23 protein-coding genes are annotated in these 24,200 nt (G+C 60.2%); 8 read left to right on the top strand and 15 right to left on the bottom strand.

The window, feature by feature from the left end; translation table 11 throughout:
- Positions 1-4 precede the first annotated feature (4 nt).
- The 5 genes from AB8B29_RS19865 to pcaD are packed head-to-tail and all read right to left on the bottom strand — an operon-like array spanning position 5 to position 3,644.
- Positions 5-1,054, bottom strand: a complete 1,050-nt coding sequence (locus AB8B29_RS19865; protein ID WP_037192853.1) for a 3-carboxy-cis,cis-muconate cycloisomerase — start codon at positions 1,052-1,054, stop codon at positions 5-7.
- A 3-nt stretch (positions 1,055-1,057) separates the two neighbouring features.
- Positions 1,058-1,672, bottom strand: a complete 615-nt coding sequence (pcaG, locus tag AB8B29_RS19860) for a protocatechuate 3,4-dioxygenase subunit alpha (RefSeq protein ID WP_037192855.1) — start codon at positions 1,670-1,672, stop codon at positions 1,058-1,060.
- Entirely contained in the window at positions 1,672-2,421 is a 750-nt protein-coding gene (gene pcaH, locus AB8B29_RS19855) for a protocatechuate 3,4-dioxygenase subunit beta (protein ID WP_037192858.1), read from the bottom strand. Before pcaH ends, pcaG begins: the two co-directional genes overlap by 1 nt.
- A 12-nt stretch (positions 2,422-2,433) precedes the next feature.
- Positions 2,434-2,838 (bottom strand): 4-carboxymuconolactone decarboxylase, encoded by a 405-nt coding sequence (pcaC, locus tag AB8B29_RS19850; RefSeq protein ID WP_037192861.1) that lies wholly within the window; start codon positions 2,836-2,838, stop codon positions 2,434-2,436.
- The gene (gene pcaD / locus AB8B29_RS19845; protein ID WP_037192863.1) at positions 2,835-3,644 is read right to left on the bottom strand and encodes a 3-oxoadipate enol-lactonase; all 810 of its coding nucleotides are present in this window, start codon (positions 3,642-3,644) and stop codon (positions 2,835-2,837) included. Before pcaD ends, pcaC begins: the two co-directional genes overlap by 4 nt.
- Positions 3,645-3,739: 95 nt before the next feature.
- Between pcaD and pcaQ the strand changes: the two genes are divergently transcribed.
- Positions 3,740-4,666, top strand: coding sequence for a pca operon transcription factor PcaQ (pcaQ, locus tag AB8B29_RS19840; protein WP_037193286.1), 927 nt, complete (start codon positions 3,740-3,742; stop codon positions 4,664-4,666).
- A gap of 7 nt (positions 4,667-4,673) precedes the next feature.
- Here pcaQ and pobA read toward each other — a convergent pair whose 3' ends face one another.
- Complete coding sequence (gene pobA, locus AB8B29_RS19835) at positions 4,674-5,846, bottom strand: 4-hydroxybenzoate 3-monooxygenase (RefSeq protein ID WP_037192864.1); 1,173 nt, start codon at positions 5,844-5,846, stop codon at positions 4,674-4,676.
- A gap of 113 nt (positions 5,847-5,959) precedes the next feature.
- On the opposite strand from pobA, the gene AB8B29_RS19830 reads away from it, so the two are divergent.
- Positions 5,960-6,847, top strand: coding sequence for a helix-turn-helix domain-containing protein (locus tag AB8B29_RS19830; RefSeq protein WP_037192866.1), 888 nt, complete (start codon positions 5,960-5,962; stop codon positions 6,845-6,847).
- Between the two features lie 88 nt (positions 6,848-6,935).
- Here the strand turns inward: AB8B29_RS19830 and AB8B29_RS19825 are convergent, their stop codons facing one another.
- Positions 6,936-7,691 carry an IclR family transcriptional regulator gene (locus tag AB8B29_RS19825; RefSeq protein WP_037193288.1) on the bottom strand — a complete coding sequence of 252 codons (756 nt, stop codon included), beginning with the start codon at positions 7,689-7,691 and terminating at the stop codon, positions 6,936-6,938.
- A gap of 132 nt (positions 7,692-7,823) precedes the next feature.
- Between AB8B29_RS19825 and AB8B29_RS19820 the strand changes: the two genes are divergently transcribed.
- The 5 genes from AB8B29_RS19820 to AB8B29_RS19800 all read left to right on the top strand — a co-directional run bounded on the left by AB8B29_RS19820 (position 7,824) and on the right by AB8B29_RS19800 (position 14,495).
- Entirely contained in the window at positions 7,824-8,684 is an 861-nt protein-coding gene (locus AB8B29_RS19820; protein WP_037192868.1) for a CoA transferase subunit A, read from the top strand.
- Between the two features lie 10 nt (positions 8,685-8,694).
- On the top strand, positions 8,695-9,465 hold the full coding sequence (locus AB8B29_RS19815) for a CoA-transferase subunit beta (protein WP_047558896.1): 771 nt from the start codon (positions 8,695-8,697) through the stop codon (positions 9,463-9,465).
- Positions 9,465-10,670, top strand: coding sequence for a 3-oxoadipyl-CoA thiolase (pcaF, locus tag AB8B29_RS19810; RefSeq protein WP_037192873.1), 1,206 nt, complete (start codon positions 9,465-9,467; stop codon positions 10,668-10,670). Before AB8B29_RS19815 ends, pcaF begins: the two co-directional genes overlap by 1 nt.
- 160 nt (positions 10,671-10,830) lie before the next feature.
- Entirely contained in the window at positions 10,831-13,158 is a 2,328-nt protein-coding gene (locus AB8B29_RS19805; RefSeq protein WP_051963315.1) for a cation:proton antiporter domain-containing protein, read from the top strand.
- Between the two features lie 122 nt (positions 13,159-13,280).
- Positions 13,281-14,495, top strand: coding sequence for an MFS transporter (locus AB8B29_RS19800; protein ID WP_051963317.1), 1,215 nt, complete (start codon positions 13,281-13,283; stop codon positions 14,493-14,495).
- On the opposite strand, the gene AB8B29_RS19795 is transcribed toward AB8B29_RS19800, so the two are convergent.
- Together AB8B29_RS19795 and AB8B29_RS19790 are read right to left on the bottom strand one after the other, a co-directional pair.
- A complete protein-coding gene (locus AB8B29_RS19795; RefSeq protein ID WP_037192875.1) occupies positions 14,490-14,876 on the bottom strand; it encodes an ester cyclase in 387 nt (128 codons plus the stop codon). The two genes, AB8B29_RS19800 and AB8B29_RS19795, sit on opposite strands and share 6 nt — an antisense overlap.
- A 40-nt stretch (positions 14,877-14,916) precedes the next feature.
- Positions 14,917-16,905: a putative bifunctional diguanylate cyclase/phosphodiesterase gene (locus tag AB8B29_RS19790; RefSeq protein ID WP_245297465.1), complete on the bottom strand. Its 1,989-nt coding sequence runs from the start codon at positions 16,903-16,905 to the stop codon at positions 14,917-14,919.
- A gap of 204 nt (positions 16,906-17,109) precedes the next feature.
- Here AB8B29_RS19790 and AB8B29_RS19785 point away from each other — a divergent pair, with 204 nt between their 5' ends.
- Positions 17,110-18,141, top strand: a complete 1,032-nt coding sequence (locus AB8B29_RS19785) for a class I SAM-dependent methyltransferase (protein ID WP_037192879.1) — start codon at positions 17,110-17,112, stop codon at positions 18,139-18,141.
- Between the two features lie 73 nt (positions 18,142-18,214).
- On the opposite strand, the gene AB8B29_RS19780 is transcribed toward AB8B29_RS19785, so the two are convergent.
- The 6 genes from AB8B29_RS19780 to AB8B29_RS19755 form a co-directional block, all read right to left on the bottom strand.
- Entirely contained in the window at positions 18,215-18,754 is a 540-nt protein-coding gene (locus tag AB8B29_RS19780; protein WP_439006700.1) for a DedA family protein, read from the bottom strand.
- Between the two features lie 77 nt (positions 18,755-18,831).
- Positions 18,832-19,422, bottom strand: a complete 591-nt coding sequence (locus AB8B29_RS19775) for a class I SAM-dependent methyltransferase (protein ID WP_092573591.1) — start codon at positions 19,420-19,422, stop codon at positions 18,832-18,834.
- A gap of 98 nt (positions 19,423-19,520) precedes the next feature.
- On the bottom strand, positions 19,521-20,876 hold the full coding sequence (locus AB8B29_RS19770; RefSeq protein WP_037192881.1) for a sensor histidine kinase: 1,356 nt from the start codon (positions 20,874-20,876) through the stop codon (positions 19,521-19,523).
- Positions 20,873-21,547, bottom strand: coding sequence for a response regulator transcription factor (locus tag AB8B29_RS19765; RefSeq protein ID WP_037192883.1), 675 nt, complete (start codon positions 21,545-21,547; stop codon positions 20,873-20,875). The genes AB8B29_RS19770 and AB8B29_RS19765 overlap by 4 nt, the downstream gene beginning before the upstream one ends.
- 209 nt (positions 21,548-21,756) lie before the next feature.
- The gene (locus tag AB8B29_RS19760) at positions 21,757-22,098 is read right to left on the bottom strand and encodes a DUF1127 domain-containing protein (RefSeq protein WP_425349993.1); all 342 of its coding nucleotides are present in this window, start codon (positions 22,096-22,098) and stop codon (positions 21,757-21,759) included.
- A 368-nt stretch (positions 22,099-22,466) separates the two neighbouring features.
- Complete coding sequence (locus AB8B29_RS19755) at positions 22,467-24,026, bottom strand: radical SAM protein (RefSeq protein WP_037192885.1); 1,560 nt, start codon at positions 24,024-24,026, stop codon at positions 22,467-22,469.
- Positions 24,027-24,200 lie beyond the last annotated feature (174 nt).

Raw genomic sequence — 24,200 nt, 5'->3', positions numbered from 1 at the left:
TCGCTCATGCTGCCGTCCCCAACCGCTTGATCATACCGATCAGCTCCAGCGCGTGGCGTAGCGACGCAGCCGTCGCCACCGCCATTTGGGGCAACAGGAGCCACTCCAACGTCCAGGCGGCCCCGGAACGCTCCTGTTCATGAACAAGCGACTGATGGATACCGGAGAGTTGGACCGCGTTGAAGCGAGCGAGCGTCACCAGCATCTCCGCCGCAACCGGATTCTGCTTGTGCGGCATGGCGGAGGAGCCGCCGCCGCCGGCAAGCTCGATCTCATCGCCGGCCTGTGCCAGAAGCGCGACGTCCTGACCGATCTTGCCGAGACTGCCCGAGATCATCGACAGCAGCCCGGCCAGTTCGGCGATGCGCCCACGCTGGCTCTGCCATTGCGGCTCATCCGTCAGACCGAGCGCCTGCGCCAGCGAGGCACGGATGTCTTCCGCCCTCGGCCCGAACTTTTCCAGCGTGCCGGCCGCACCGCCGAATTGCAGGGCGAAGCTCTCCTGCGTCAGCCGGTCCCGATATTGTTCAAGCGGATGGCGCCAGGCACGCAGCCGGTCGGATACGGTAATCGGGATTGCGGCCTGCATGCGAGTACGGCCCATGAGCCTGTTCGAACCGAACTGCTTGTCAAGCTTTTGAAGTCCTGCAGAGACGGTAAAAAGGCGGCCGCTCAAGAGGAAGGCCACCGCCTTCAGGCGCATCATCAGGCTGGTATCGATGACGTCCTGGCTGGTGGCGCCGAAATGGACATGAGTACCGGCATCCTCGCCGACGGCTTTGCGCAGCTGCTTGACGAGATCAGGCACGACAACCCCGTCCGTTGCCGTTGCAGCCTTCAGGCTCGAGAGATCGGGCTCGAAACTGGCGCAGATCTCCTCGATACGCCGCGCGGATGCCTGCGGGATCAACCCATGCTGCGCTTCCACCCTGGCAAGCGCCGCTTCGAAGTCAAGCATGGCGCGGATGTCGGCCGTGGCCGAAAAATAATCCGAAATCTCCGCGTCACCGAGGAGGCCGGACAGAAAAGGGTGATCGAAGGGAGAAATGCTCATAGCCTATATATCGAGGAAAACCGTTTCCCTGTCTCCCTGCAAATGCACATCGAAGGTATAGACCGAACCCTCCTTGGTGGCGACGAGCGTCGCCAGGCGATCCTTGTGTTCGATGCGGGCAAGCAAGGGATCCTCGGCGTTGGCGCTCGTCTCTTCAGGAAAATACATGCGCGTATGCAGGCCGATATTGATGCCGCGCGCCACGATCCAGAATGTGATGTGCGGCGCCATCTTGCGTCCGTCCTTGAAGGGAACGCGACCGGGCTTGATCGTTTCGAAACGGAAAATCCCATCGTCCGAACTCGTCGGACAACGACCCCAGCCGGTGAAATTCGGATCGGCCGTGCCGCGCAGTTCCGAAGGACTATTGTAAAGTCCGGCACTGTCGGCCTGCCAGATCTCGATGACCGCGTCCCTGACCAGCCCGCCGGCGCCATCGAGGATGCGGCCCGTCACCGTGATGCGCTCGCCATGCGTCTTGTCATTGACCATGGAGGCACCGAGATCCGCGTCATAGACGCCGCCTATTTCGCTGTAGTTCGGCGTGAGGCCGATATGGACGTAAGGGCCTGCCGTCTGCGAAGGTGTTTCCTTCAGATAGCCGAGTTCTTGTACCATCAGTTGCCCTCCAGCCGGTTTTCGAACAGGGTCGAGCGACGACCGCGCAACACGATATCGAACTTGTAGGCGCGCGCATCCATCGGGATCGTATTGCCCCAGTCGAGCGGTGCGATCAGCTGCTCGATGGCTTGCTTGTCAGGGATCGTGCCGACGATCGGACATTTCCAGATCATCGGATCGCCCTCGAAATACATCTGCGTGATCAGTCGCTGGGCAAAGCCATGGCCGAAAACGGAGAAATGAATATGAGCCGGGCGCCAGTCGTTGACGCCGTTCGGCCAGGGATAGGCGCCTGGCCGGACCGTGCGGAAGGCATAGTGGCCTTCGTCATCGGTGATCGCGCGGCCGCAGCCGCCGAAGTTCGGATCGATGGCGGCGAGATAGGTTTCCTTCTTGTGGCGATAGCGCCCGCCGGCATTGGCCTGCCAGAATTCGAGCAGCACGCCCGGCACCGGCCGGCCACGCTCGTCGAGCACGCGGCCATGGACGATGATGCGCTCGCCGATCGCGCTTTCGCCGTGCTTGGCAAAATTATGGATCAGGTCGTTGTCCAGCTCGCCTATAATGGAGTGGCCGAAGACCGGTCCGGTGATTTCAGAGATCGTGCCGTCGAGCGAAAGCAATGCGCGCTGCGGCGAACGCAGCACGGAAGTCTTATAGCCGGGCGCAAAGGCCGGCGGATGCCAGGCGCGATCCCTGGCAAAGAAGGCGCCCGTTTCGGGCTTGCTGTTGGTTCTGTCGGACATGTCTGCCTCGCTTCAAGCCGCCCTTTCGGCGTCCATCTGTTCAAAAACCTGCTTGGCGATCTTGATCGCATGGTTGGCCGCCGGCACGCCGGCATAGATTGCCACATGCAAAAGCGCCTCGCGGATATCGTCGCGCGTCGCGCCGGTATTGCTGGTGGCGCGCACATGCATCGCGACCTCTTCGTCCTGGCCGAGCGCCGCCAGCAGGGCGATTGTCACGATGGAGCGTTCGCGCCGGCTGAGCGTCGGGCGCGACCAAACGTGGCCCCAGGCCGCTTCGGTGATCAACTCCTGAAAAGGCCGGTCGAACTCCGTCACTCCCTGCTGGGCACGATCGACATGGCCGTTGCCGAGCACCGCTCGTCTCGTCGCCATGCCCTGCAGATAGCGCTCGGATGGCGTGGTGGGGTCATTCATGGGGCTTGTTCTCCACGCAAAACGACGTCGATGAAGGCACGAATGACTTCGGTCAACGCCTCGGGTTGTTCGACGCAGGGGATATGGCCGGCGTCCTTGATGACTTCATAGCGCGCATTTGGAATGAGCTTGGCCGTCGAAAGTACCAGCTCGGGCGGCGTGGAACCATCCTGATCGCCGACGATGCAGATGGTCGGAACCGCTATCCTTTTTGCCGTCTCGGTCAGATCGGCGTCGCGAAGGGCGGCGCATGTTGCGGTGTAGCCCGCCACCGGCTGACGGATCAGCATGTTGCAATAGCCGCCGAAGGCAGTGTTTTCCGGGCGGCGGAAAGCCGGCGTGAACCAGCGCTCCATGATCGCATCGACGATCGATTCGATGCCCGCGGCCTCGACCTGCGCGATGCGGGCGTTCCAGCTGTCGGCCGTACCGATCTTGGGGGCCGTGTCGCACAGGATCAAGGCCCGCACGAGATCCGGCCGCCGCTGATAGAGCGACTGGGCGATCAGCCCGCCGACGGAAAGACCGCAAATGACGGCATCCTTGACCGAGAGGAAATCGAGCAGGCCGGCAAGATCGGTGGCATGATCCTCGATCGAATAGGGCATCTGGCCGAGATCGGACAGGCCGTGGCCGCGCTTGTCGTAGAGTACGATCGCGAAATCGCCGGCCAGGCGCACGATCACGTCGCGCCAGATCCGGAAGTCGGTGCCAAGCGAATTGGCAAAGACAAGAACCGGCTTGTCGGGCGATCCGCCGATGATCTGATAGTGGATCGTGACGTCATTGATGCGGGCAAACTGCACTGGAAAATCTCCTCGAGCGCGAGATTGGAACTATAATCCGGTTAGGTAAAATGATATTTCTTTGCTCTACGATAACTCCTGGGTTATGAATGAGCATGCTCGACGCCCGCATCAAATTCCGCCATCTGCAGACCTTTGTCGAGGTTGCGCGCCAGAAAAGCGTGATCAAGGCGGCGGGGCTCCTCCATATAAGCCAACCGGCGGTGACAAAAACGATCCGCGAGCTGGAGGAGGCGCTTGGCGTCTCCGTCTTCGAGCGCGACGGGCGCGGCATTCGCATCACCCGCTACGGTGAAGTGTTTCTCCGCCACGCCGGCGCAGCACTCTCGGCCTTAAGACAGGGGCTGGATTCCGTATCGCAGGAGCGCTCCGGCGAGGCGCCGCCGATCCGCATCGGCGCGCTGCCGACGGTGTCGACACGGATCATGCCAAGGGCGATGGAATTGTTTCTCCGCGAGGAGACCTGGAGCCGCATCAAGATCGTCACCGGCGAGAACGCCGTATTGCTGGAGCAGTTGCGCATCGGCGATCTCGACCTCGTGGTCGGTCGGCTGGCAAGCCCGGACAATATGGCCGGTTTCTCCTTCGAGCATCTCTACTCCGAGCAAGTGGTCTTTGCCGTCAGGGCTGGTCACCCGCTGCTTTCGGCAAAGCAATCGGTGTTTTCCGATCTCAGCCGCTATACGATCCTGATGCCCACGCGAGGCTCGATCATCCGCCCCTTCGTCGAGAGCTTCCTCATCGCCAATGGCGCCGGCCGCCTGCCCAACCAGATCGAGACCGTGTCCGACTCCTTCGGCCGCGCCTTCGTTCGGGCCAGCGACGCCATCTGGATCATTTCGGCCGGCGTCGTCGCGGGTGATGTCGATGACGGTCTGCTGGCGCTGCTGCCGATCGATACCAGCGAGACGAAAGGGCCGGTCGGATTGACTGTGCGTACCGACGCCGTCCCCACCCTGCCACTGTCTATCCTAATGCAGACGATCCGCGAGGCGGCGAACGAGGTCGCCAAGAAGCTCTAGAATCGGCTCAGAACGGAAGACCGACATAATTCTCCGCAAGCGCGGTCGAAGCAGCGCGGGAATGGGTGAGATAATCGAGTTCGGCCTCCTGGATCTTCTGGTCGAAGTCGCTGGTATCGGGAAAACGATGCAGCATCGTCGTCATCCACCAGGAAAAGCGCACGGCTTTCCAGACCCGGGCAAGCGCGCGAGCGGAATAGGCCTCCAGTCCGGCGTCCGAGTGAACCTGATAATGCTCGGCAAGTCCCGAGAACAGATAATACACGTCACTCGCCGCCAGATTGAGCCCTTTGGCACCGGTCGGCGGAACGATATGGGCGGCATCGCCGACGAGGAAGAGCCGGCCGAAGCGCATCGGTTCGGCCACGAAGGAACGCAGAGGCGCGATCGATTTCTCGAAGGACGCCGCCGTGACCAGGGCTTCGGCATGATGAGCCGGCAAACGGCGGCGCAATTCGTCCCAGAAGCGATCGTCGCTCCAGTCCTCGACCTTCTCGTCGAGTGGGCACTGGATGTAATAGCGGCTGCGCGTCATGGAACGCATCGAGCATAGGGCAAAGCCGCGCGGATGATTGGCATAGATCAATTCGTGATTGACCGGCGCTACTTCGGCCAACACGCCGAGCCAGCCGAAGGGATAGACCTTCTCGAAACTGCGGATCGATTTTTCCGGAACGGACTTGCGGCTGACACCGTGAAAGCCGTCGCAGCCAGCAATGAAATCGCAATTGATGCGATGGGAAATGCCGTCCTTGTCATAAGTCAGATAAGGCGTATCGCCATCAAAACCGTGTGGCTGAACATTGGCCGCATTGTAGATGGTCTGAGCGCCGCTTTGCTCGCGATGGGCCATCAGATCTCGGGTCATCTCCGTCTGGCCGTAGATGAGAACGCGCCTGCCGCCTGTGAGCCCATGAAGGTCGATGCGATGATCGCGACCGTTGAAGGCGAGCGAGAAGCCGTCATGCGGCAGGCCCTCTGCATGCAGGCGCGCGCTGGATTTCGCCTTGTCCATCAGCGAAACGGTGCCTTCCTCCAGCACGCCGGCGCGGACGCGGCCGAGGATATAGTCCTTGCCGACGCGGTCGAGAATGACATTGTCGATCCCGGCTTCCGTCAGCAGCTGGCCGAGCAGCAGACCGGATGGCCCTGACCCGATAATGGCGACTTGGGTGCGCATCGTTTCCTCCCATGCACGGTCTTTTGCCTAAGTCTGTCCGGCTGGCAGCAGGCTCGCAATGGACATTTCGGTCAAGAAATTGCACAAACCGAACATGGTGGAGGAGAAGAACCATGACGAGGGCCGTGCCGACCTATGAGCTCTACGGCGAAAATACCGGCCAAAAGCCGGATTTCTGGCTGCATTGTGAGACGATTCCCTCGCGCAGCAGCCTCCATCACTGGGAGATTCGCCCGCATCGGCACGAGAGCTTCTTTCAGATCTTGTACATAGACGCCGGCTCGGGCGACGCGATCTTCGATGGAATTGCCCATCCCATCACGCCGCCCGCCATCATCACCGTGCCGCCACGCCTCAATCACGGCTTCCGGTTCTCCAAAGACATAGACGGCTTCGTCATCACCGTGCTGATCTCGCACCTGAAAGCCGCCCCCGGCGACCGCAGCCGGCTGGGGTCGTGGCTCGCCGACCCGCATCTGACCTTGCTCGATACCGACGATGAGGATGCCGCCTATGTTGCGCGCACCTTGCGGCGGCTCGGCGAGGAATTTGCCAGCCATCGCAACGGCCGCAACGATCTGCTCGAAGCCTATCTCACCTCGGCAGTCCTGCTGACGGCGCGCATCGCCCAAAAGACGGATGAGGGGTCCAGTCTCGGCGACGAGAGCGAGCGGCGGACGGAAATGCTGCAGGGCCTTATCCAGCGCCATTTCCGCTCGCACAAGCCGGCCGCCTTCTATGCCGAAAGCCTCGGCATCTCGCCAGCCCATCTCAGCCGCATCGTGCGCAGCAAGACCGGCCACGGCGCCCACGAGCTGATCACGCGCAAGCTGCTGGATGAAGCCAAGCGCGAGCTGGTCTTCACCTTCGCGACCGTCCAGGAAATCAGCTATCGCCTCGGCTTCGCCGACCCCGCTTATTTCTCGAGATTCTTCGTAAAACAGACCGGCGAGACACCGCGCGCCTGGCGCATTGCCGAGCGGGCGAAGCTTGGGATGTGAGCAAGATAATCGCCTATGCCGATGGGCGGAAAATAATGGCCAGCCATCCACCCTCGAAGGACGAGGATGGCCCGGAGGAGCGTGAAGGTTACGGAAGCACCAGCCTCAACGCCTTCTGCGTTTCTTTCAGCAATGGCAGAAAGCGCTCCACCATGTCGGCGGCGGCGACATAGGCGGCCGGGGCGCCGATATTGATGGCCGCCACGGTCTGGCCCCGATCGTTTTCGACCGGGACGGCGATGGAGCAAAGGCCTATTTCCAGCTCCTGGTCGATGACGGCATAGCCCTGCGCCCTCACCCGGCGAAATTCGGCCATCAAGTCTTCCGGATCGGTCTTGGTGTTCGGCGTGTTCGCCCTGAGATCGGTCCTCGCGAGGACGGAGCGCGCTTCGCTTTCCGGCAGGGCGGCGAGCAGGACGCGGCCCATCGAGGCACAGAAGGCCGGAAGGCGGCTGCCGGGCGTCAGGTTGATGGACATCACCCGGCGCTGTGAGGCGCGGGCGATATAAACGACTTCGGTGCCGTCGAGCACCGAGGCCGAGGCATTCTGGCTTGCCCGCTCGGAGAGCTGATCGAGATGAGGCTGGATGATGATCGGCAGGGGCGTCGCCGCTAGATAGGCGTGACCGAGCCGCAGGACCTTCGGCGTCAGGGTGAAGAATTTTCCGTCGTAAACGGCATAGCCGAGCTCGGAGAGCGTCAGCAGCGAGCGGCGCACGGTGGCGCGGTCGAGCCCGGTCAGTTTCGATGCTTCGGCGATCGTCAGACGCTGCCGCGTCTCCCCGAAGGCTTCGATGACTTTCAAGCCCTTGGCAAAGCCGCTGACGAAATCCGTCTCTCGCATCATTCACTCCAAATTTTCGACCATTTTTGTGCGATATATGAACAAATGTCAAATAACGCACAAATTTATTGACGATGTCAGGCCAAAGGCGCTTATTGACGCCCGCAGGACAGCATTTGTTGAGGAGGCCCTATGGCGAAGATCCTATCGCTTTCGCAGGCGGTGGCAGAGAATGTGCATGATGGCGATACGGTCGCCATGGAGGGGTTCACCCATCTCATTCCCTATGCCGCCGGCCACGAAGTCATCCGACAGGGCAAGAAAGACCTCTATCTGGTCCGTATGACGCCGGATATTCTCTATGATCAGCTGATCGGCGTCGGCGCGGCGCGCGGCATGAAATTTTCATGGGGCGGCAATCCCGGCGTCGGCTCGCTGCACCGTTTCCGCGATGCCGCCGAGAACCAGTGGCCGCGACCGCTTGAGATCGAGGAGCATTCGCATGCCGCCATGGCCAACGCTTATGAGGCGGGCGCGGCAAACCTGCCCTTTGCGATGCTGCGCGGCTATATCGGCGCCGACCTGCCGAAGGTCAATCCGAACATCAGAAACGTGACCTGTCCCTTCACCGGCGAAGTGCTGGCTGCCGTCCCGGCTATCCGGCCGGATGTCGCCATCATCCACGCGCTGCGTGCTGACCGTAAGGGCAATGTGCTGCTCGAAGGGATCGTCGGCGTGCAGAAAGAGGCGGTGCTTGCCGCCAAGCGCTCCATCGTGACAGTCGAGGAAATCGTCGATGAGCTGAACCCGCCGTCGCCGAACTCGGTCGTGCTGCCGACATGGGCGTTGACCGCGGTCGCTCTCGTGCCCGGTGGGGCATTCCCCTCCTATGCGCAGGGCTATTATGCCCGTTCCAACGCCTTCTACATCGCCTGGGACGAAATCGCCCGCGATCGCGACAGCTTCCTGGCCTGGATCGACGAGCATGTGATGAAGGCGGGTCCGGAGGATTTCGCCAAATATGCCGGCAAGAAGCCGGTCAAGTCGGCGTGAGGAGGTCAAGATGAGCGATTTTACGCCAACCGAAATGATGACCATTGCCGCCGCCCGCGCACTGACCAACGACGATGTCTGCTTCGTCGGTATCGGCGCGCCATCGGCTGCCTGCAACGTCGCGCGGCTGACGCATGCGCCTGATATCACGCTCATCTATGAGAGCGGCACCGTCGGCACCAAGCCGGATGTGCTGCCCTTGTCGATCGGCGATGGCGAGCTCTGCGACACCGCACTCTTCACCGTCGCGGTGCCGGAGATGTTCCGCTACTGGCTGCAGGGCGGGCACATCACGACAGGCTTCCTCGGCGGCGCGCAGATCGATAAATTCGCCAATCTGAACACCACCGTCGTCGGCCCTTATGACCACCCCAAAGTCCGTCTTCCGGGCGGCGGCGGCGCACCGGAAATAGCCAGCAATTGCGGCCAGATCTTCATCACCATGGCGCTCTCCAAGCGCGGCTTCGTCGAAAAGCTGCCCTTCATCACCTCGATGGGCCATGGCGAAGGTGGCAATCACCGCGAACGCTTGGGCATGAAGACGAAAGGCCCGACTCGGGTTATTACCGATCTCTGCATTCTCGAGCCTGATCCGGTGACCAAGGAGTTGACTGTCGTGTCGATCCACAAGGGCGTTGCCCGCGAGCAGATCATTGAGAATTGCGGCTGGGCGATCAAGTTTGCCGATGAGGTGATCGAGACGCCGCCACCGACCGACACCGAACTTTCCGTCCTGCGCGACATCAACGCCCGCACCAAGAAAGCCCATGAGGCAGCCTGATGACCGAAGCCTTTATCTGTGACTATATCCGCACGCCGATCGGCCGCTTTGGCGGATCGCTTTCCTCCGTCCGCGCCGATGATCTGGGCGCCGTGCCGCTGAAGGCGTTGATCGAGCGCAATGGCTCGATCGATTGGGAAGCCGTCGACGACGTGATCTTCGGCTGCGCCAACCAGGCCGGCGAAGACAATCGCAACGTTGCCCGCATGTCGCTTCTGCTTGCCGGCCTTCCCATTTCTGTTTCCGGCACGACGATCAACCGCCTTTGCGGCTCCGGCATGGACGCCGTCATCGCAGCAGCCCGCGCCATCCGCTCCGGCGAGGCCGATCTGATGATCGCCGGCGGCGTCGAGAGCATGTCGCGCGCGCCCTTCGTCATCCCCAAGGCCGAAAGCGCCTTTTCGCGCAATGCCGAGATCTATGACACCACGATCGGCTGGCGCTTCATCAATCCGCTGATGAAGAAGCAATATGGCGTCGATTCCATGCCGGAGACCGGCGAAAACGTCGCCGAGGACTACAAGGTCAGCCGCGAGGATCAGGACGCCTTTGCCGTTCGCTCGCAGGCAAAAGCTGCAGCAGCCCAGGAAAACGGCCGGCTTGCCAAGGAGATCACGCCGGTAACGATCCCGCAGCGCAAGGGCGACGCGATCGTCGTCGGCAAGGATGAGCATCCGCGCGCCACGACGATCGAGGCGCTTGCCAAGCTTGGGACGCCCTTCAAGAAGGAAGGCGGCACCGTGACGGCCGGCAATGCCTCCGGCGTCAATGATGGCGCCGCCGCCCTCATCATCGCTTCGGAAGCAGCCGTGAAGAAATACGGTCTGACACCGATCGCCCGTATTCTCGGCGGAGCCGCCGCCGGCGTCCCCCCGCGCATCATGGGCATCGGCCCGATTCCTGCCTCCCGCAAGCTGATGGCGCGCCTCGGCATGCGCCAGGAGCAGTTCGACGTCATCGAGCTCAACGAGGCCTTCGCCTCGCAAGGGCTTGCTGTCCTGCGCGAGCTCGGCATCGCCGATGACGACGCCCGCGTCAATCGCAACGGCGGCGCCATAGCGCTCGGCCATCCGCTCGGCATGTCAGGCGCCCGCATCACCGGCACCGCCGCCCTCGAACTGAAGGAAACCGGCGGCCGCTATTCGCTGTCGACCATGTGTATCGGCGTCGGCCAGGGGATTGCGATCGCGCTCGAACGCGTCTGATTTTCCCGTTGTCCAAGGTCCGCCGCCCCACGGTCGGCGGATCGAAGCTTATGCCCACGGTGCATGCGTCGATTGCTTCGTGGCACGCGGCGATTATCAACCTTGCCGGGAACGGCAAGCACTCTGGCGCGTTTTTCCTGCTGCTCAGCGGGATCAATCCATGCAGTCACGCCAGAAATTTCCAAAGCTACCCCTCTCGATCGCCTTCGTCATTCTCATCACCGCCATCCTGTCGCTATCGACTGCGCAGGTCGCATTCGCAGCCGAGGGCCAGAAGGCGGCCCATCCTTCCGAAGGGCTGTTTCTGGTTCAGATCATCGTCCTGGTGGTTTCAGGCCGCCTGCTCGGCGAATTGATGGTTCGGATCGGCCAGCCGTCGATCATGGGTCAGATCATCGCGGGCATCATCCTGGGTCCCTCCTTATTCGGTCTGGCGTTCCCGCATCTGCAAGCGAGCCTTTTTCCTTCGGACGGCGCGCAGAAGAGCATGACGGATGCAATCGGCCAGCTCGGCATCCTCTTTCTCCTGCTGCTTGCGGGCATGGAGACCGACCTAAGTCTGGCCAGGCGCCTGCGCAAATCCGCAGCCGGTGTCTCCTTGACGGGGATCGTGATCCCCTTTGCGGCGGGCTTTGCGCTGGGCGAGTTCATTCCGGACGCCTTGCTTCCCGATCCCCAGAAAAGGCTCGTGACATCCCTGTTCCTCGGAACGGCCCTTTCGATCTCCTCGGTCAAGATCGTCGCCACGGTCGTTCGCGAGATGGGCTTCATGCGTCGCAATGTCGGCCAGCTCATCGTCGCCTCCGCCATCATCGACGATACCGTGGGCTGGGTCATTATCGCGGTGACGTTCGGTCTGGCAGTGAAGGGAACCGTCGATCTCGCGACGCTCGCAACCAGCGTCATCGGCACGCTGGCTTTCATGGCCGTCAGCTTCACGGTCGGCAGGCGGGTCGTATTCGAGATCATCCGCTGGACCAACGACCATTTTCGCAGCGACCTGCCGGTGCTCAGCGCCATCATCGCGATCATGGGCGCGATGGCGATCATCACCAACTTCATCGGCGTTCACACGGTCCTCGGCGCCTTTGTCGCCGGTATTCTGATCGGCGAATCGCCGATCCTCACGCGCCAGATCGATGTTCAGCTGCGCGCGCTGACGACGGCGCTCTTCATGCCTGTTTTCTTCGGGCTGACGGGCTTGCAGACCGATCTGACCGTGCTCGCCGATCCCTCTATCCTGCTGCTGACGGCCGCCGTCGTTGTCATCGCCAGTATCGGCAAATTCGGAGGCGCTTTCGCCGCCGCGAAAATCGGAGGCTATTCGGCGGCGGAAGCCCTGGCACTCGGTTGCGGCATGAATGCGCGGGGGTCGACGGAAGTGATCGTCGCGACCATAGGCCTATCCGTAGGCGTTCTCGACGAAAAGCTCTTCTCCGTCATCGTCGCCATGGCCGTCATCACCACCATGGCCATGCCGCCGACGCTGCGCTGGGCGCTTAAACGCCTGCCGTTGCGCGAGGAAGAGCGCGACCGATTGGAGCGAGAGCAGTTCGAGAGCGAAAGTTTCCTGGCTAATTTCGAACGCATTCTTCTCACGATCGACGGTTCGCAAAGCAGCCGTCTGGCGACGTGGCTCGCCGCCTTCTTCGCGGTGACGCGCAAGATGCCGGTCACCGTTCTCGACGTGCGGGAAGCAGACGACGACAGGAGCGAAAGGGATGCGACGGCCGCCGTATCGAAAACCTCGCAGGCCAAGTCCTCTGCCGATGATCTGCGGAAATGCGCAACCGATCTCATTTCGACGGCACCGACGGACAAGGACACGGCGTCCGAAAGCGATATCCATGTCACGGTTCGAGAAAAGGATGGCGAACTCGACACAGTGCTTGGCGATATCTCAAGCACAGGCCATGATCTCCTATTCACCGGCATCGAGCCGTCCATGGGGGAGGATGGCCGATTTAGCGCTTCCCTGCAGGTCATGACATCGGCGTTCGCGGGAACCTCCGCCATCGTAACGGCGCGCGGCTTGCTTTCGGAACGACCTCAGGATCTGCGAATCCTGCTCCCGGTCAGCGGCACGGAACGCTCCGTCAGGGCGGCCGAATTCGGGCTCGCGATCGCGAAGGCGGCGAATGCTCATTGCGCGCTGCTGCTGATCGTGGAACCAAGGCAAGCCCGAGCCATCCCGCGCATCAGTGATCATCCCGACGACCATTGGGATATCTTGAAGAAGGTCGGCTCTATTGCGGACCACTATGGCGTCAAAGTCGAGAAGGTCGTCCAGGAGGGACCGTCGCCGGAGCTGTCGATCCTGCGCCACGCCCGCAGCGGACAATATAACTTGATCGTGCTCGGGGTGAGCAAACGGGCAAGCGGCAGCCTTTCCTACGGAAGCGTTGCCGATACGCTGCTGCAAACGGCGGACCGGTCATGCATCTTCATCGAAACCGACGTGGCCCCCTCGCAGGCAATCCGTGAATAGGCAAGTGCGCAGAATGCGGGGATAGATCAAGGGAATCAATGAAGGGCATCAATGCTATTCATTTCTCCCGCGCGGTGCCGTAAGCCATATTGGGTGACAGCACAATTCTATCGAGATCGATGATGTCCGAACTTGCCGTCTTGCGTGAATATGAAGAGGCCGATACGCGGGAGGGATGGAAGGTGGTCGCCGCCACCCATGTGCTGACGGCCGTGACCTTCGGAGCGGCCTATTCCTTCTCCGCTACCTTCCCAGGGCTTGCTGCCGAATTCAGCGCGTCCCGCGGCGAGACTGCCTTGGTCTTTTCCATATCCGCTTTCCTGTTCTATTCGCTGGGCGCGATTGCCGGGCCGCTTGCCGACAGACGGTCACCGCGTAGCCTGGTTGTGCTGGGGTTGGCGGCGATGATCCTCGGCTATATCGGGGCCAGTCGCGCCGGCTCCCTTCTGTCGCTTTACATCTGGTATGGCTTTGGCGTCGGGTTTGGGATTGGCCTGTCCTATGTTCCGGCCCTCGGGGTTGTGCAGTCCTGGTTTATCCGCAAACGAAGTCAGGCGTCTGGTATCGCCACGGCCGGTCTGGGGCTTGGTACGCTGATCCTGCCCTTTGCCGTCGGCCAGGCCCTTCCATCGATCGGCTGGCGGGGATGTTTCGTCGCGCTCGCATGTGTCTTTGCCGGTCTCGCCCTGCCGGCTGCAATGTTCATCCGCAAAAGGCGTGACAATACGAGCCGGCCCTCGGTCCGTGACGGCCATGCAGATGCCCTCACACTATGGCGCGACAGCAGATTTTGTCTTTTCTACATCGTGCTTATTCTGTCCTCCTTCTGCACCTTCATCCCTTACGTCCATATCGTCGCGGCCGCCCAGGACATGGGTCTTTCGATTCAGGACGGAACCGCCCTTGTCGGCCTTATCGGCGTCGGCAATGTCATCGGACGCTTTTTTCTGGCCGGCCTCGGGGATCGCCTCGGTCGCCGACGGTTGCTGGCATCGCTGACATTTGCAGTCGCCGGGTCGTTTGCCCTATGGGCATCGGCAACGGGCATGATCCAGCTGGCATTGTTCGCATTAACGTTCGGCATGAGCTATGGCGGCTGCGTCGGCCTGTATCCGGCCGTCGCAGCCGATCTGTTCGGCACGCGTCGTATCGGCGCGGTCCTCGGATATCTCTATACGGCGGTGGGCATAGCAGCCTTGATCGGCCCCACTGCCGCGGGCTTCATTTTCGATCGTACCGGCAGTTACTTCGGCCCTATCGTCGCAAGCGGCGTCGCCGCCTTCATCGCGGGATTCATAGCCCTTCGCCTTGAACGCAAGAGCGCAATTGCCCTATAGCTGGGCGGCGATAGCAGCCTTGTCTATGATCGACCAAACCTGACGGATCCGTCCGTCCAGGAACTCGTAGAAGACGTTTTCGGTAAACTGCACTTTCCTTCCGTTCACCGGCAGGTCAAACAGCATCTCCGTCGGCGTGCAATCGAAATGCAAACGGCTGGCGACCCAGGGCGGTTCGCAAATCAGCAGGCGGATGTCGAAATGAAGATCGGGAATGGCACGAAAATCTCGCTTGAGCATCTCGCGATAACCTGACAACCCGATGCGGCTGCCGTTGTAGTCAACGTCCTCATGGACGAAGTGACCCAAATTCGACCAATCCTGTTCGTTCAGGCAATCAATATAGCCTCGGTAAATGTCAGATAGGTCTGCGCTCGTCATGATCCTTGCCTCCGCTGGCGCTGCGGCGCGGCATCGATACTTACGCGGATAGCTGCCGACGACGACGGCCTGCGATCATGGCCATCGAATGCTTCAGCAGCGGTGCCGGCCGCCCGATATGGTATCCTTGAACGGCATCGATACCAAAGGATTTGACGAGGTCGAGCTGTTCATCGTCCTCGACACCTTCGATAAGGATCTTATGTCCGCGATTTCGCACCAAGTCGACGATATCCTCAAGAAGAACCCTGGCACTGGTGCTGTTTACGGCATCGTGGAGGAACGATTTGTCGATCTTGACGGTTTCGAATTCCATCAGGCGAAGCCAGGATAGCCCGGCAAATCCCGTCCCGAAATCGTCCAGCCAGAATTTGATGCCGAGCTTCTTGAGATCGTGGATGCCGCTGAGAACGTCGGGACGTATCTCCAAATCGACGCCTTCGGTAATCTCGAACGCAACCCTGTGTCCCGAAACGCCCGTCTCGGCAAGAATGGCGGCAACCTGCGCCGCAAAGGTTGGGGCCCTCAGCTGGATCGGAGAAACATTGATGCTCACGGTCTCGACGACATCACGCGACAGCAACTCCCGGCATGCCGTCCTGATCGCCCAATATCCCAAATCGATGATGGCTCCCGTGCGCTCCGCTATGGGAATGAAGACGCTGGGCGGAGAGCTCGAGCCATCGAGCAATTGCATGCGCATCAAGGCCTCGTAAGCGCCTATCTCGCCGGTCTCAAGATACTGGATGGGTTGATAGACGAGGGAGACGAGGTTTTGCGGAAGGGCGATCTTCAGTATGGCCGCGATATTTTCGCTGGCATCGCCACCCGGAAGCTCGTTCGGATCAAACAGCCGGGCACAGTTCCGCCCGCTTGCCTTTGCGGAGTAAAGTGCCCGATCGGCTTCGTTGATGACGTTTTCAAGCTTTGCGCTGGCGATTTCTCTCGTGACAGTCGCCCCCACGCTCACCGTTACATGCGGAAAACCGTCGAGCCGCTGGGCATGGACTATGTCGAGGGCTTCGATCCCCCGACAAATGGCTTCCGCCAGGCCCAATGCATCAGCACCATGCTCCACATCGAGGATAACGATAAATTCTTCACCCCCATATCGCCCGACGGTCGCGCCCAAGGGGGCAACAATGTCCGCCAATGCATTGGCAACGGTGACGAGGCAATGATCGCCCTCCTGGTGACCATAATAGTCGTTGTACTTCTTGAAGAAATCGACGTCGACGAGCAGAACGGCAAATCCAGCCCTCTCCTCGCGCCAGCGGTCCCAAAATTGCTTCAGCCGGATATCGGCGGCCCTTCGGTTTTCCATGCCGGTGAGGGAATCGGTAATGGACAGGCGCAGAAGGGCTTCACCGCGCTCGGTGGCCTGGCGCTGCTGCAATTCGGCCTCCCTCGCATTGAGGAAGACATTGAAGCGCTCCTTGTTCAACTTCCAATTCACATAGGATGTGAAAACGAAGCAGCAAAGGTAAAAGGTGGTGAAAGCCAGGCAGTAAGCGGGGCTGTAGTGAAAGACGATCAGCGACAACAGAAAGCTGACAAAGATCAGACCCGACGACGCTATCGCAAGGCCGAATTCGAGACTGAAGAACAGATTGACGCCCATCATGAAAATCGCGCCATACGCGGCATAATAGGAGAACGCTTCGGCATGGAAGGTGCCTAGCGCAGGCACGAGCCACACGATGCAGCCGAAAACCACGGCAGCGGCACAGGTCGCCTCCAGCTCTCCCGCGCGACGTTGAAGCGAAAACTGGATTTCCAGAACCAGGAGCGAGACGCCGCCGATGAAGAATCGGGCCGGAATGGTCACGTGCGAGACGTCGGGAATAAAGATCAGATCCGTGACCACGAAAAGAAGATAAACGGGCACGGCAAGCCACAGGCCGCTGCGCGCCAATGCGCGACGCGCCTCGTTGCTGTAATCCTTGTAGAGCGCGCGAAGTCCGGTGGGGGGACTCGACCGGCGGGCGTCTCCCTGCTCAAAATCGCCTCCTCCCCACAATCGACGCATGCTCATCATCACCCGAGTTAGCCAAGACCTCATGTCTACCGCTTGACCTTTGCGTCTCGCGACGGAACGAATCGGCCGCCACGACTGGCAGCCAATCTAGTCCGTTTGGTAGCGACAGCGTTGACCCAGCGAAATTAACAAAACCATAGCGCTCAAATTTTATGTGCGATATGGTTTGCATAGTCTTCACGGAATCATTTAAAATTGAAACAATTTCAAACTGCTCTCGACGGCTATAGCCTTGTTACCGCGCAGTCCATCTCGGAACACACGAGATCATCGGTTAACAATCTTACAACCGAACAACTCAAAGAGGGCGAAGCCGAACTCGCCCTTATTCTGTCCCTGACACAGCAGGCATTCGAGGCCAATTCTCCCGTTCAAGGCATCATGAAAACCTTGACGGAGCGGCTGCAGGCACTGAGGAACAAGTCGACGCCTGTAGTCTGGGAACGCCTTGCGTCCCTTGCGCAGACACACCCCGTCACGTCATTTTTGCTCCAGGATCCCCTGACGCGATGGTCCTTCGAGAAGCCGCGAGGTTACAGCGGCGACGCCTATCTGCTGGATTTCATCTACGAGCACCCGACCGTTGCCGCACAGGTGAAGGAAGCATCGGCGCTCGGCGCCGAAGTTTACGATTTCACCCGGAGAGCGGCATCCGCGGTGGCCGTGCGCGAGAGACGTGACATTCTTGCGGCTCATGTCGATGAGCTGGCTGCCGCAAACAGCGATGCGGAAGTCCTGGCAATCGCCGCCGGGCACCTTCGCGAGGCAGAGCTTTCCCATGCCCTGCGGAGCGAGAGGCTCAAGCGCTGGGTCGCGCTCGATCAGGATCCCATCAGCGTCGGGACCGTCAGCTCGAACTACCACGGAAGCCGTGTCGAGGCGATCAACGGCTCCGTTCGCACGATCCTCGGCCGGGCGCAGAAGCTCGGAACATTCGACTTCATCTACGCGGCCGGGCTCTACGACTATCTGGCGGAAAACGTTGCCGTGAAGCTGACGGAACGCTGCTTGCAGATGCTGAAACCCGGCGGCAAGTTTCTTCTCGCGAACTTCGCAAAAGACATCGGCGTTGAAGGTTATATGGAAACCTTCATGAACTGGCCGCTGATATGGCGAACCGAAAGAGACATCTTGGCGATCATCGACAAGCTCAAGCACCCGCTTGCCGATAGTTCCGTCACGCGCGGCGAAAACGGCGGCGTCATCTACGCGGTTCTGACCGTGTAGAACGCCCGATTCTTTGAATGACAACCCCAGGCTTGCGCGCCGAAGGTTCCAAGTCATTCAGTCAATGTGTGGGCTAGGCCGCTTTGTGGATTAGTCGACACAGGCGAGATGCCAGGAATAGCAGGGGATGGGCCAGGAAAATTGCGGCTGGTGTCGCAAGTATCGCTGTTTCCCGATCGAACCCGTATTCGCGCAGCAGGTAACCCGACAGCAAGAACGGCCCATTCCAAAAAGCGGCGCCCATATAGGTCGCGATGATGAAGCCGGTTGATGGCATGGCGAGAACCCCGGCGGGAAATGCCGCATAGACCCTGACAGCGGGGAGAGTCTGACTGGCAAGGGTCAGCCAGAATCGGTGACGACGATACCGATCCTTAAGCTGCCAGTATCGTTCGCTCCGGACGCGTAGAAGGCTCCCCGCGCGCAGAGCAAGAGCGTCGCCGCGATCGGGCCCGAACCATCGTCCCAGCCCGTACCAGAACAATGAACCCGCGGTTGATCCGGCTGCGGTGACGGCGATCGCCCACGGCAAAATGGGCAAGGCAGGCACGCCGTATATTCCGAGCATGATGAACATGCCGCCGGACGGTATGATAGGCACGAGCTTTTCCATCGTTGAACATAGCGCGAGGCCAAGCAGCCCCCACCCGGCCAGAGCGGGCATGAAATTGAAGAGTTGGGATGGGGCATTCATCTTGGAGCCGCCGATAGTCTTGGCGGCCTGCGCCTGATGATTTTATAGACCCTGGCGGGCGGAAAGTTGCGCAAGACCTGGCCATGCAGCGTTGCCTTGAAACCGAACCGGTCGAGCAACCGGTACGAAACAGGACAGCGAACCCCGTAGGTAAACTGATACAGAGCGCCGCCTTCGCGCAGTCGGGACGAGACGCCAGTCAGAATTGCGACGACCGCTTTTGGCGACATGTTCAAGAGCGGCAGTCCGCTGATTGCGCATCCGAACAACACGTCCTCGGGCAAGTTGTGCGCGCCGAGCCTTGCCGCATTCGCGCAGAGAACGTGAGCTTCAGGGAACCGCACTCGAAGCATGCCGGCAAAGTCGGAGGCGAACTCCACCAGCGTCAGGTCCTTCTGATGTACGCCGCGAGCGAGCAGGGCCTCCGTAAAGACGCCGGTCCCGGGTCCGAGTTCGAGAACGGGGCCATCGGAAGGATCCACCTCATTCGTGATGAGATCAGCCAGCATCGCGCCTGACGGTAGCATGGCACCGACCATCCGCGGGTTGGATAACAGCGTTCGTAGGAACAGCAATGTATTGGACATGAGATTCCGCCTGCGTGACCGAGAGATTCGGCCTTTCCGGACACCGTCTAGGCGCATCCGATTGCAAGAACATTGCACCGAGAACCTGGCACCCTGCCCTATTCGGCCAAGGGGAAACTCAGCCTGAAGACTGCGCCGCCTCTGGGACCTTCCATGACGTAGACCTCTCCCCCGTGCAGCAGGGCGATTTCCTGAACGAGATTGAGACCGAGGCCAAACCCCTTGCCGCGACTCTCCAGGCGATGAAACGGCTCGAAGATGCGGCACCGTTCATCCGCCGGAACACCCAGGCCTTCGTCGGTCACGGTGATGCCGGTCGCGCGGCCGACATGCACCGTTATGCCGCCGCGCCGGCCCCCGTGGTGGATCGCATTCTGCACAAGGTTAGTGACGGCGCGTTCGAGCGCCACGCGATCGCCGAATATTTCGACCGCATCTTCGTCTGCCTGGAAGCAAGGTTCGTAATTGGCGGCAATGGCAAGCGGCGCCAGTTCGGAGACGACGTGCCGCGCGACATCCACGAGGTTGATCAAAGTCGGCTCGAACCGATAATTGAGACGCTGCAGATCGAGAAACTGTTCGGCAAGCGTCGCAAGCCGGACCGTATCCTCGAAGAGGCGTTCCTTCAGCGGGCTTGGCGGCAAACCGTCCAACCGCGCCTGCAGGATTGCAAGGGGAGTGCGCCACTCATGGGCAAGATGGGCAAAGAGGCGCTTCTGCCGTTCATAGCCTTCGTCCAGCCGGGCAAGCGCATCGTTGACGGCGCCGACGAGCGGTAAAATCTCTCTTGGAACATCTTCGTCCGGCAGGCGCGTCCCCTGACGATTGATATCGATTTCCTCCGCACGTGCCACGGCACTGTCGAGCGAGGAGAATGCCCGACGAACCACGAGCGGCGCCGCGACGAGAGTGGCGATCGCGGTGACGACGAGCAGCGGCAGGAGAGCGCTGAAAAACACGATGCTGGCCGCCGCAATAACGCGGGACGTCGACACGCTGCCATCGACGCCTGTCAGGATTTGCACCTCGCCGACCGGAGAGTGCACCCATTGGAGCCGGGCGGCGGGCACGAGGTTTCCTCCAAGATTGCTGCCGAAGCGCGCCTGGCCGATGCCATCAAGCGCACCACCGATGCTCGCATAGGCCTGCGGTACGACACCGGCGGCGATCGTCGCACCGCTGCGATCCCTTACGACGAACCAGAGACCCGGCAGTTCGGCGCGTCGCGCGGCCAGCGCCGATGTCTGGCTGAGCGTTAAAGCGCCGTTCTCTCCTCGTGCAATGGACTGTGCGATTGCGTCGATTGTCTCGTCTTCCGGCTGGAGCGAGACAAAGCTTCCGGTCACCCAGAGCGCGGCAACGATGAGGATCGCAAGCACGGTCAAAAAGACCGCCTGAAGCGAGGAAAGGCGCCAAACCAGCTGCCATCGCAATGAAGGCTGACGGAGGCTCATGACGTCTGCTTCATGAGATAGCCGATGCCTCGAACGGGATGGATCTCAAGGCCGGCGCCAACGGCGGCGAGCTTTCGACGCAGACGGGAAATATGCGCATCGAGCGTGTTGGACTGGATATCATCGATGAAACCATAAACGGCCTCTTCGAGCATATGCCGCGGAACCGTGCGGCCGATGCGGCGTGCCAGCGCCTCGAACACAAGCAGTTCCCGGCGCGGCAATTCGAGCCGGCGGCCATCGACCTGCGCTTCATGGCATCCGAAATCGTAGGACATCCGGCCGAGGCTCACCACGTCGGCCCGGATGTCACCGGGTCGGCGCATAATCGCACGCAAGCGTGCCAGGAGTTCTTCAATCGCGAAAGGCTTGACGAGATAATCGTCAGCGCCAATATCGAGGCCGTCGATGCGGTCGTCGAGCTGGCCGCGTGCCGTCAGTACGATCACGGGTGCACTGATACCGCTCGCACGAAGTTTGGGAATGAGCGAAAGGCCGTCTCCATCCGGGAGCTGACGGTCGAGCAGGACGACATCGTAAAGAATGTTTCTTGCTGCCTCCTCCGCATCGCCCAGCGTCGACATATGATCGACAACGGCATCGCGGGCTCCCAACGCAGCACACAGCGCCGACGCCATTTCAGGCTCGTCCTCAAGCAACAGAATCCGCAATGCTCCACCCCTGCGCAGAAATCAATGCAATTGCATAGGCGCATTGCAGGAACATTGCGACCGGTACTTGGCGGACACAAACGGGTGCGATGCAAAGCTGGTCCATATGGGGAAGTGCAGATAGCTCTCCCCCGCATGGTTCTCGGTAAGCCGCGATGCACGGTCTCATTCAATGACCTTCTCGGCATGGCCTCGCCTGCGGTTCAGGTCTAACCGAAGCGGCGCAGATGCAGCGGCAGGAAATTGGGATGGCCCAGACTATCCTCTCGCTCGGGAAGGCCTATGTCGCGAAGCTGGGAATTCGAAAGCTCCGCAACCTGCATGCGTGTTTGCCTCTGCCTCCAGGCGACAAGCAACAAGGCACGCGCGGTTCTCCATGCGCCGAATTTCTGATACAGTTCGTTGACCGTCGCCGTTAAGTTATCGGCAACTAATAATTGTGATTGCGTCATTGTCTTTTCCTGGCGCGATCGTACGGCCAGGTCCTCTTGAAGCTCGACCAGCTTGAGGAGCAGGCGCGCGGAAAACGCGCCGAACCATTCCGTCAGCAAGTCACATCGGTTTAACGGGAAAACGCCTAAGGGGCGGCAGATAAAGCTTTTTACGGCTTTAAATAAGTGATCGTCGTGCCATTGGTGCTGCACACACCGAGGCCATCGAGATCAATCCGCCAGAGACGTAAGTAAACATTCGCATATGATGCATTTGACGCCTCCTCTGTTTGATTTGCGGATAAGTGTATCATACGCAAGATGTTCGAATCGGCAACCCCACAATTTCGAATTGCAGGCATCCGGCTCTATCTGTTGCATCGATGCAACAGATAGAACGCTAATTATTTAGTCGGCTAATTAATCTAACTGGAGATCATGAAGCAATCGCAATCTTCAGATCGGGAATCTTTGATCTCCAGGTTCCGCTAGAACGAATTGACGATACCGCCGCCGGTGCGCATCTGCTGAACCATGATATGAGCATGGTAATGCATCGCGCACTTGATCGCATAGATCTGCAGGATCACCGGAGAGCGGCGATACCACAGCAGCTTGAGAAGCCGCCGCCGGTAAGTGGCGCGCAGGTCCGCCTCCTTCACCCGCCGCATCAATCTTATGAAGATGCCGATTGCCTCCAGCGCCCATGTTGCGTTGAGAGCAAGCAGGCGCAGCGGATGACGACGCAGATGACGTAAGCGGGTACTTTCCGGCTCGATGCGGGCATCGATATAGAGCGCATCCAGGCGGTCGAAATAGGCGCCCGGCTCATGCAGGTCGCTCAAGACGGACAGATATCCATCCCGCAGCGTTTCGCGGGAGAGATTGAGGGGAATGACATTCGTGCCGAAGGCAGGCGGATCGTCGTGATCGAGCCGCCCCTCCTTGGCAAGGCGCGCGTAGAGCGGCGTCTTCGGAATAGCGGCGAGCATGCCGATCATGGCGTTGACGATGCGCGCATCTTTGATGAAGACGCGCTGCGCATCGAAAATCGTTGCATCGTCACTGTCGAAGCCGAGGATCATGCCGCACCAGACTTCCATGCCTGTCTGCTGGACAGCGTGGATCTTGTCCAGCATCGTTCCGCCCTTGCGCAGGTTCTGCAGCTTCTTGGTTTCGCGCAATGCCTCCTCGTTCGGCGTCTCGACGCCGATGAAGACCACCCGGATATTGGCGTCGACCATCAGCTGCATCAGCTCCGCGTCATCGGCCAGATCGATCGACGCTTCGGTCAGAAACGTCATCGGATAGTGATGTCGCTCCTGCCAGGCGACGACATCACGCAAAACCTCCTTGATCGCCTTCTTGTTGCCGATCAGATTGTCGTCGACGATAAAGGCCGTATCCATGCCGGACGCCAGCAAAGCCTCCATTTCGGCGATGACCTGGGCGCTGGTCTTGATGCGCGGCTTACGCCCGAAAACGACGATGATGTCGCAGAAATCGCAGGTAAAGGGACAGCCGCGCGAGAACTGGATGCTGCCGACGGCATACTCATCCATTTTCAGCAAATCGAAGCGCGGCACCGGCACCGTGCTCATATCCGTCTTGTCGGTCTGTTCGTAGCGTCGCGCATGAGAGCCTTGCTGCCATTCGAGCAGGAATCTCGGCCAGGTCTCCTCCGCCTCGCCGATGAAGGAGACATCGACGAGATTGCCGAAATAGTCCTCCTTGACCGTAACCCAAGGCCCGCCGACGACGGTGAAGCAATTGCGTCGTTTAAGCTCGGTCAGGATCTCCGTCATGCGGAAACGCTGGACGATCATCCCCGTCAGCGCGACGATATCAGCCCTCTCGCACAGGCCGTAATCGATCGGTTCGATATTCTCGTCCACCAAGGTGATGATATGCTCCGCAGGCGTCAGTGCTGCCAAGAGAGGCAGGCAGGCCACCGGAAGGTTAGCCTTCACATCAAACAGCGGCAGAGCGTGTTCCATGCCCCAATAAGAGGTTTCGAAACGCGGATTGATGATGACGATATGAGCCATTGAATGGTCCGCTCCACGATTTTGAAGATCCGGTTCGGTATGCACTAGGGCCGTATGTCATTCGCAGCTGCCTTCGGTTGCCTTGGGCGTGGAAAGCAGGTTCTTTCGGCATTAAGACGGTAGTATTAGCAGTCCTATATGAGCTCAGGATTAATTTCTCGGCGACATGCCAAC

It is taken from the genome of Rhizobium sp. 11_C7_N12_5 (genome assembly GCF_051811145.1).
Taxonomy (GTDB): domain Bacteria; phylum Pseudomonadota; class Alphaproteobacteria; order Rhizobiales; family Rhizobiaceae; genus Rhizobium; species Rhizobium lusitanum.
The sequence above is the reverse complement of the archived record's forward strand: the minus strand, read 5'-3'. Positions and strand labels throughout refer to the sequence as shown.

Bases quoted from the DNA above. Each gene is read 5' to 3' on its own strand.
- AB8B29_RS19865 (WP_037192853.1), bottom strand. From the start codon at position 1,054: ATGAGCATTTCTCCCTTCGATCACCCTTTTCTGTCCGGCCTCCTCGGT.
- pcaG (WP_037192855.1), bottom strand. From the start codon at position 1,672: ATGGTACAAGAACTCGGCTATCTGAAGGAAACACCTTCGCAGACGGCA.
- pcaH (WP_037192858.1), bottom strand. From the start codon at position 2,421: ATGTCCGACAGAACCAACAGCAAGCCCGAAACGGGCGCCTTCTTTGCC.
- pcaC (WP_037192861.1), bottom strand. From the start codon at position 2,838: ATGAATGACCCCACCACGCCATCCGAGCGCTATCTGCAGGGCATGGCG.
- pcaQ (WP_037193286.1), top strand. From the start codon at position 3,740: ATGCTCGACGCCCGCATCAAATTCCGCCATCTGCAGACCTTTGTCGAG.
- pobA (WP_037192864.1), bottom strand. From the start codon at position 5,846: ATGCGCACCCAAGTCGCCATTATCGGGTCAGGGCCATCCGGTCTGCTG.
- AB8B29_RS19830 (WP_037192866.1), top strand. From the start codon at position 5,960: ATGACGAGGGCCGTGCCGACCTATGAGCTCTACGGCGAAAATACCGGC.
- AB8B29_RS19825 (WP_037193288.1), bottom strand. From the start codon at position 7,691: ATGCGAGAGACGGATTTCGTCAGCGGCTTTGCCAAGGGCTTGAAAGTC.
- AB8B29_RS19820 (WP_037192868.1), top strand. From the start codon at position 7,824: ATGGCGAAGATCCTATCGCTTTCGCAGGCGGTGGCAGAGAATGTGCAT.
- AB8B29_RS19815 (WP_047558896.1), top strand. From the start codon at position 8,695: ATGAGCGATTTTACGCCAACCGAAATGATGACCATTGCCGCCGCCCGC.
- pcaF (WP_037192873.1), top strand. From the start codon at position 9,465: ATGACCGAAGCCTTTATCTGTGACTATATCCGCACGCCGATCGGCCGC.
- AB8B29_RS19805 (WP_051963315.1), top strand. From the start codon at position 10,831: ATGCAGTCACGCCAGAAATTTCCAAAGCTACCCCTCTCGATCGCCTTC.
- AB8B29_RS19800 (WP_051963317.1), top strand. From the start codon at position 13,281: ATGTCCGAACTTGCCGTCTTGCGTGAATATGAAGAGGCCGATACGCGG.
- AB8B29_RS19795 (WP_037192875.1), bottom strand. From the start codon at position 14,876: ATGACGAGCGCAGACCTATCTGACATTTACCGAGGCTATATTGATTGC.
- AB8B29_RS19790 (WP_245297465.1), bottom strand. From the start codon at position 16,905: ATGCGTCGATTGTGGGGAGGAGGCGATTTTGAGCAGGGAGACGCCCGC.
- AB8B29_RS19780 (WP_439006700.1), bottom strand. From the start codon at position 18,754: ATGGAAAAGCTCGTGCCTATCATACCGTCCGGCGGCATGTTCATCATG.
- AB8B29_RS19775 (WP_092573591.1), bottom strand. From the start codon at position 19,422: ATGTCCAATACATTGCTGTTCCTACGAACGCTGTTATCCAACCCGCGG.
- AB8B29_RS19770 (WP_037192881.1), bottom strand. From the start codon at position 20,876: ATGAGCCTCCGTCAGCCTTCATTGCGATGGCAGCTGGTTTGGCGCCTT.
- AB8B29_RS19755 (WP_037192885.1), bottom strand. From the start codon at position 24,026: ATGGCTCATATCGTCATCATCAATCCGCGTTTCGAAACCTCTTATTGG.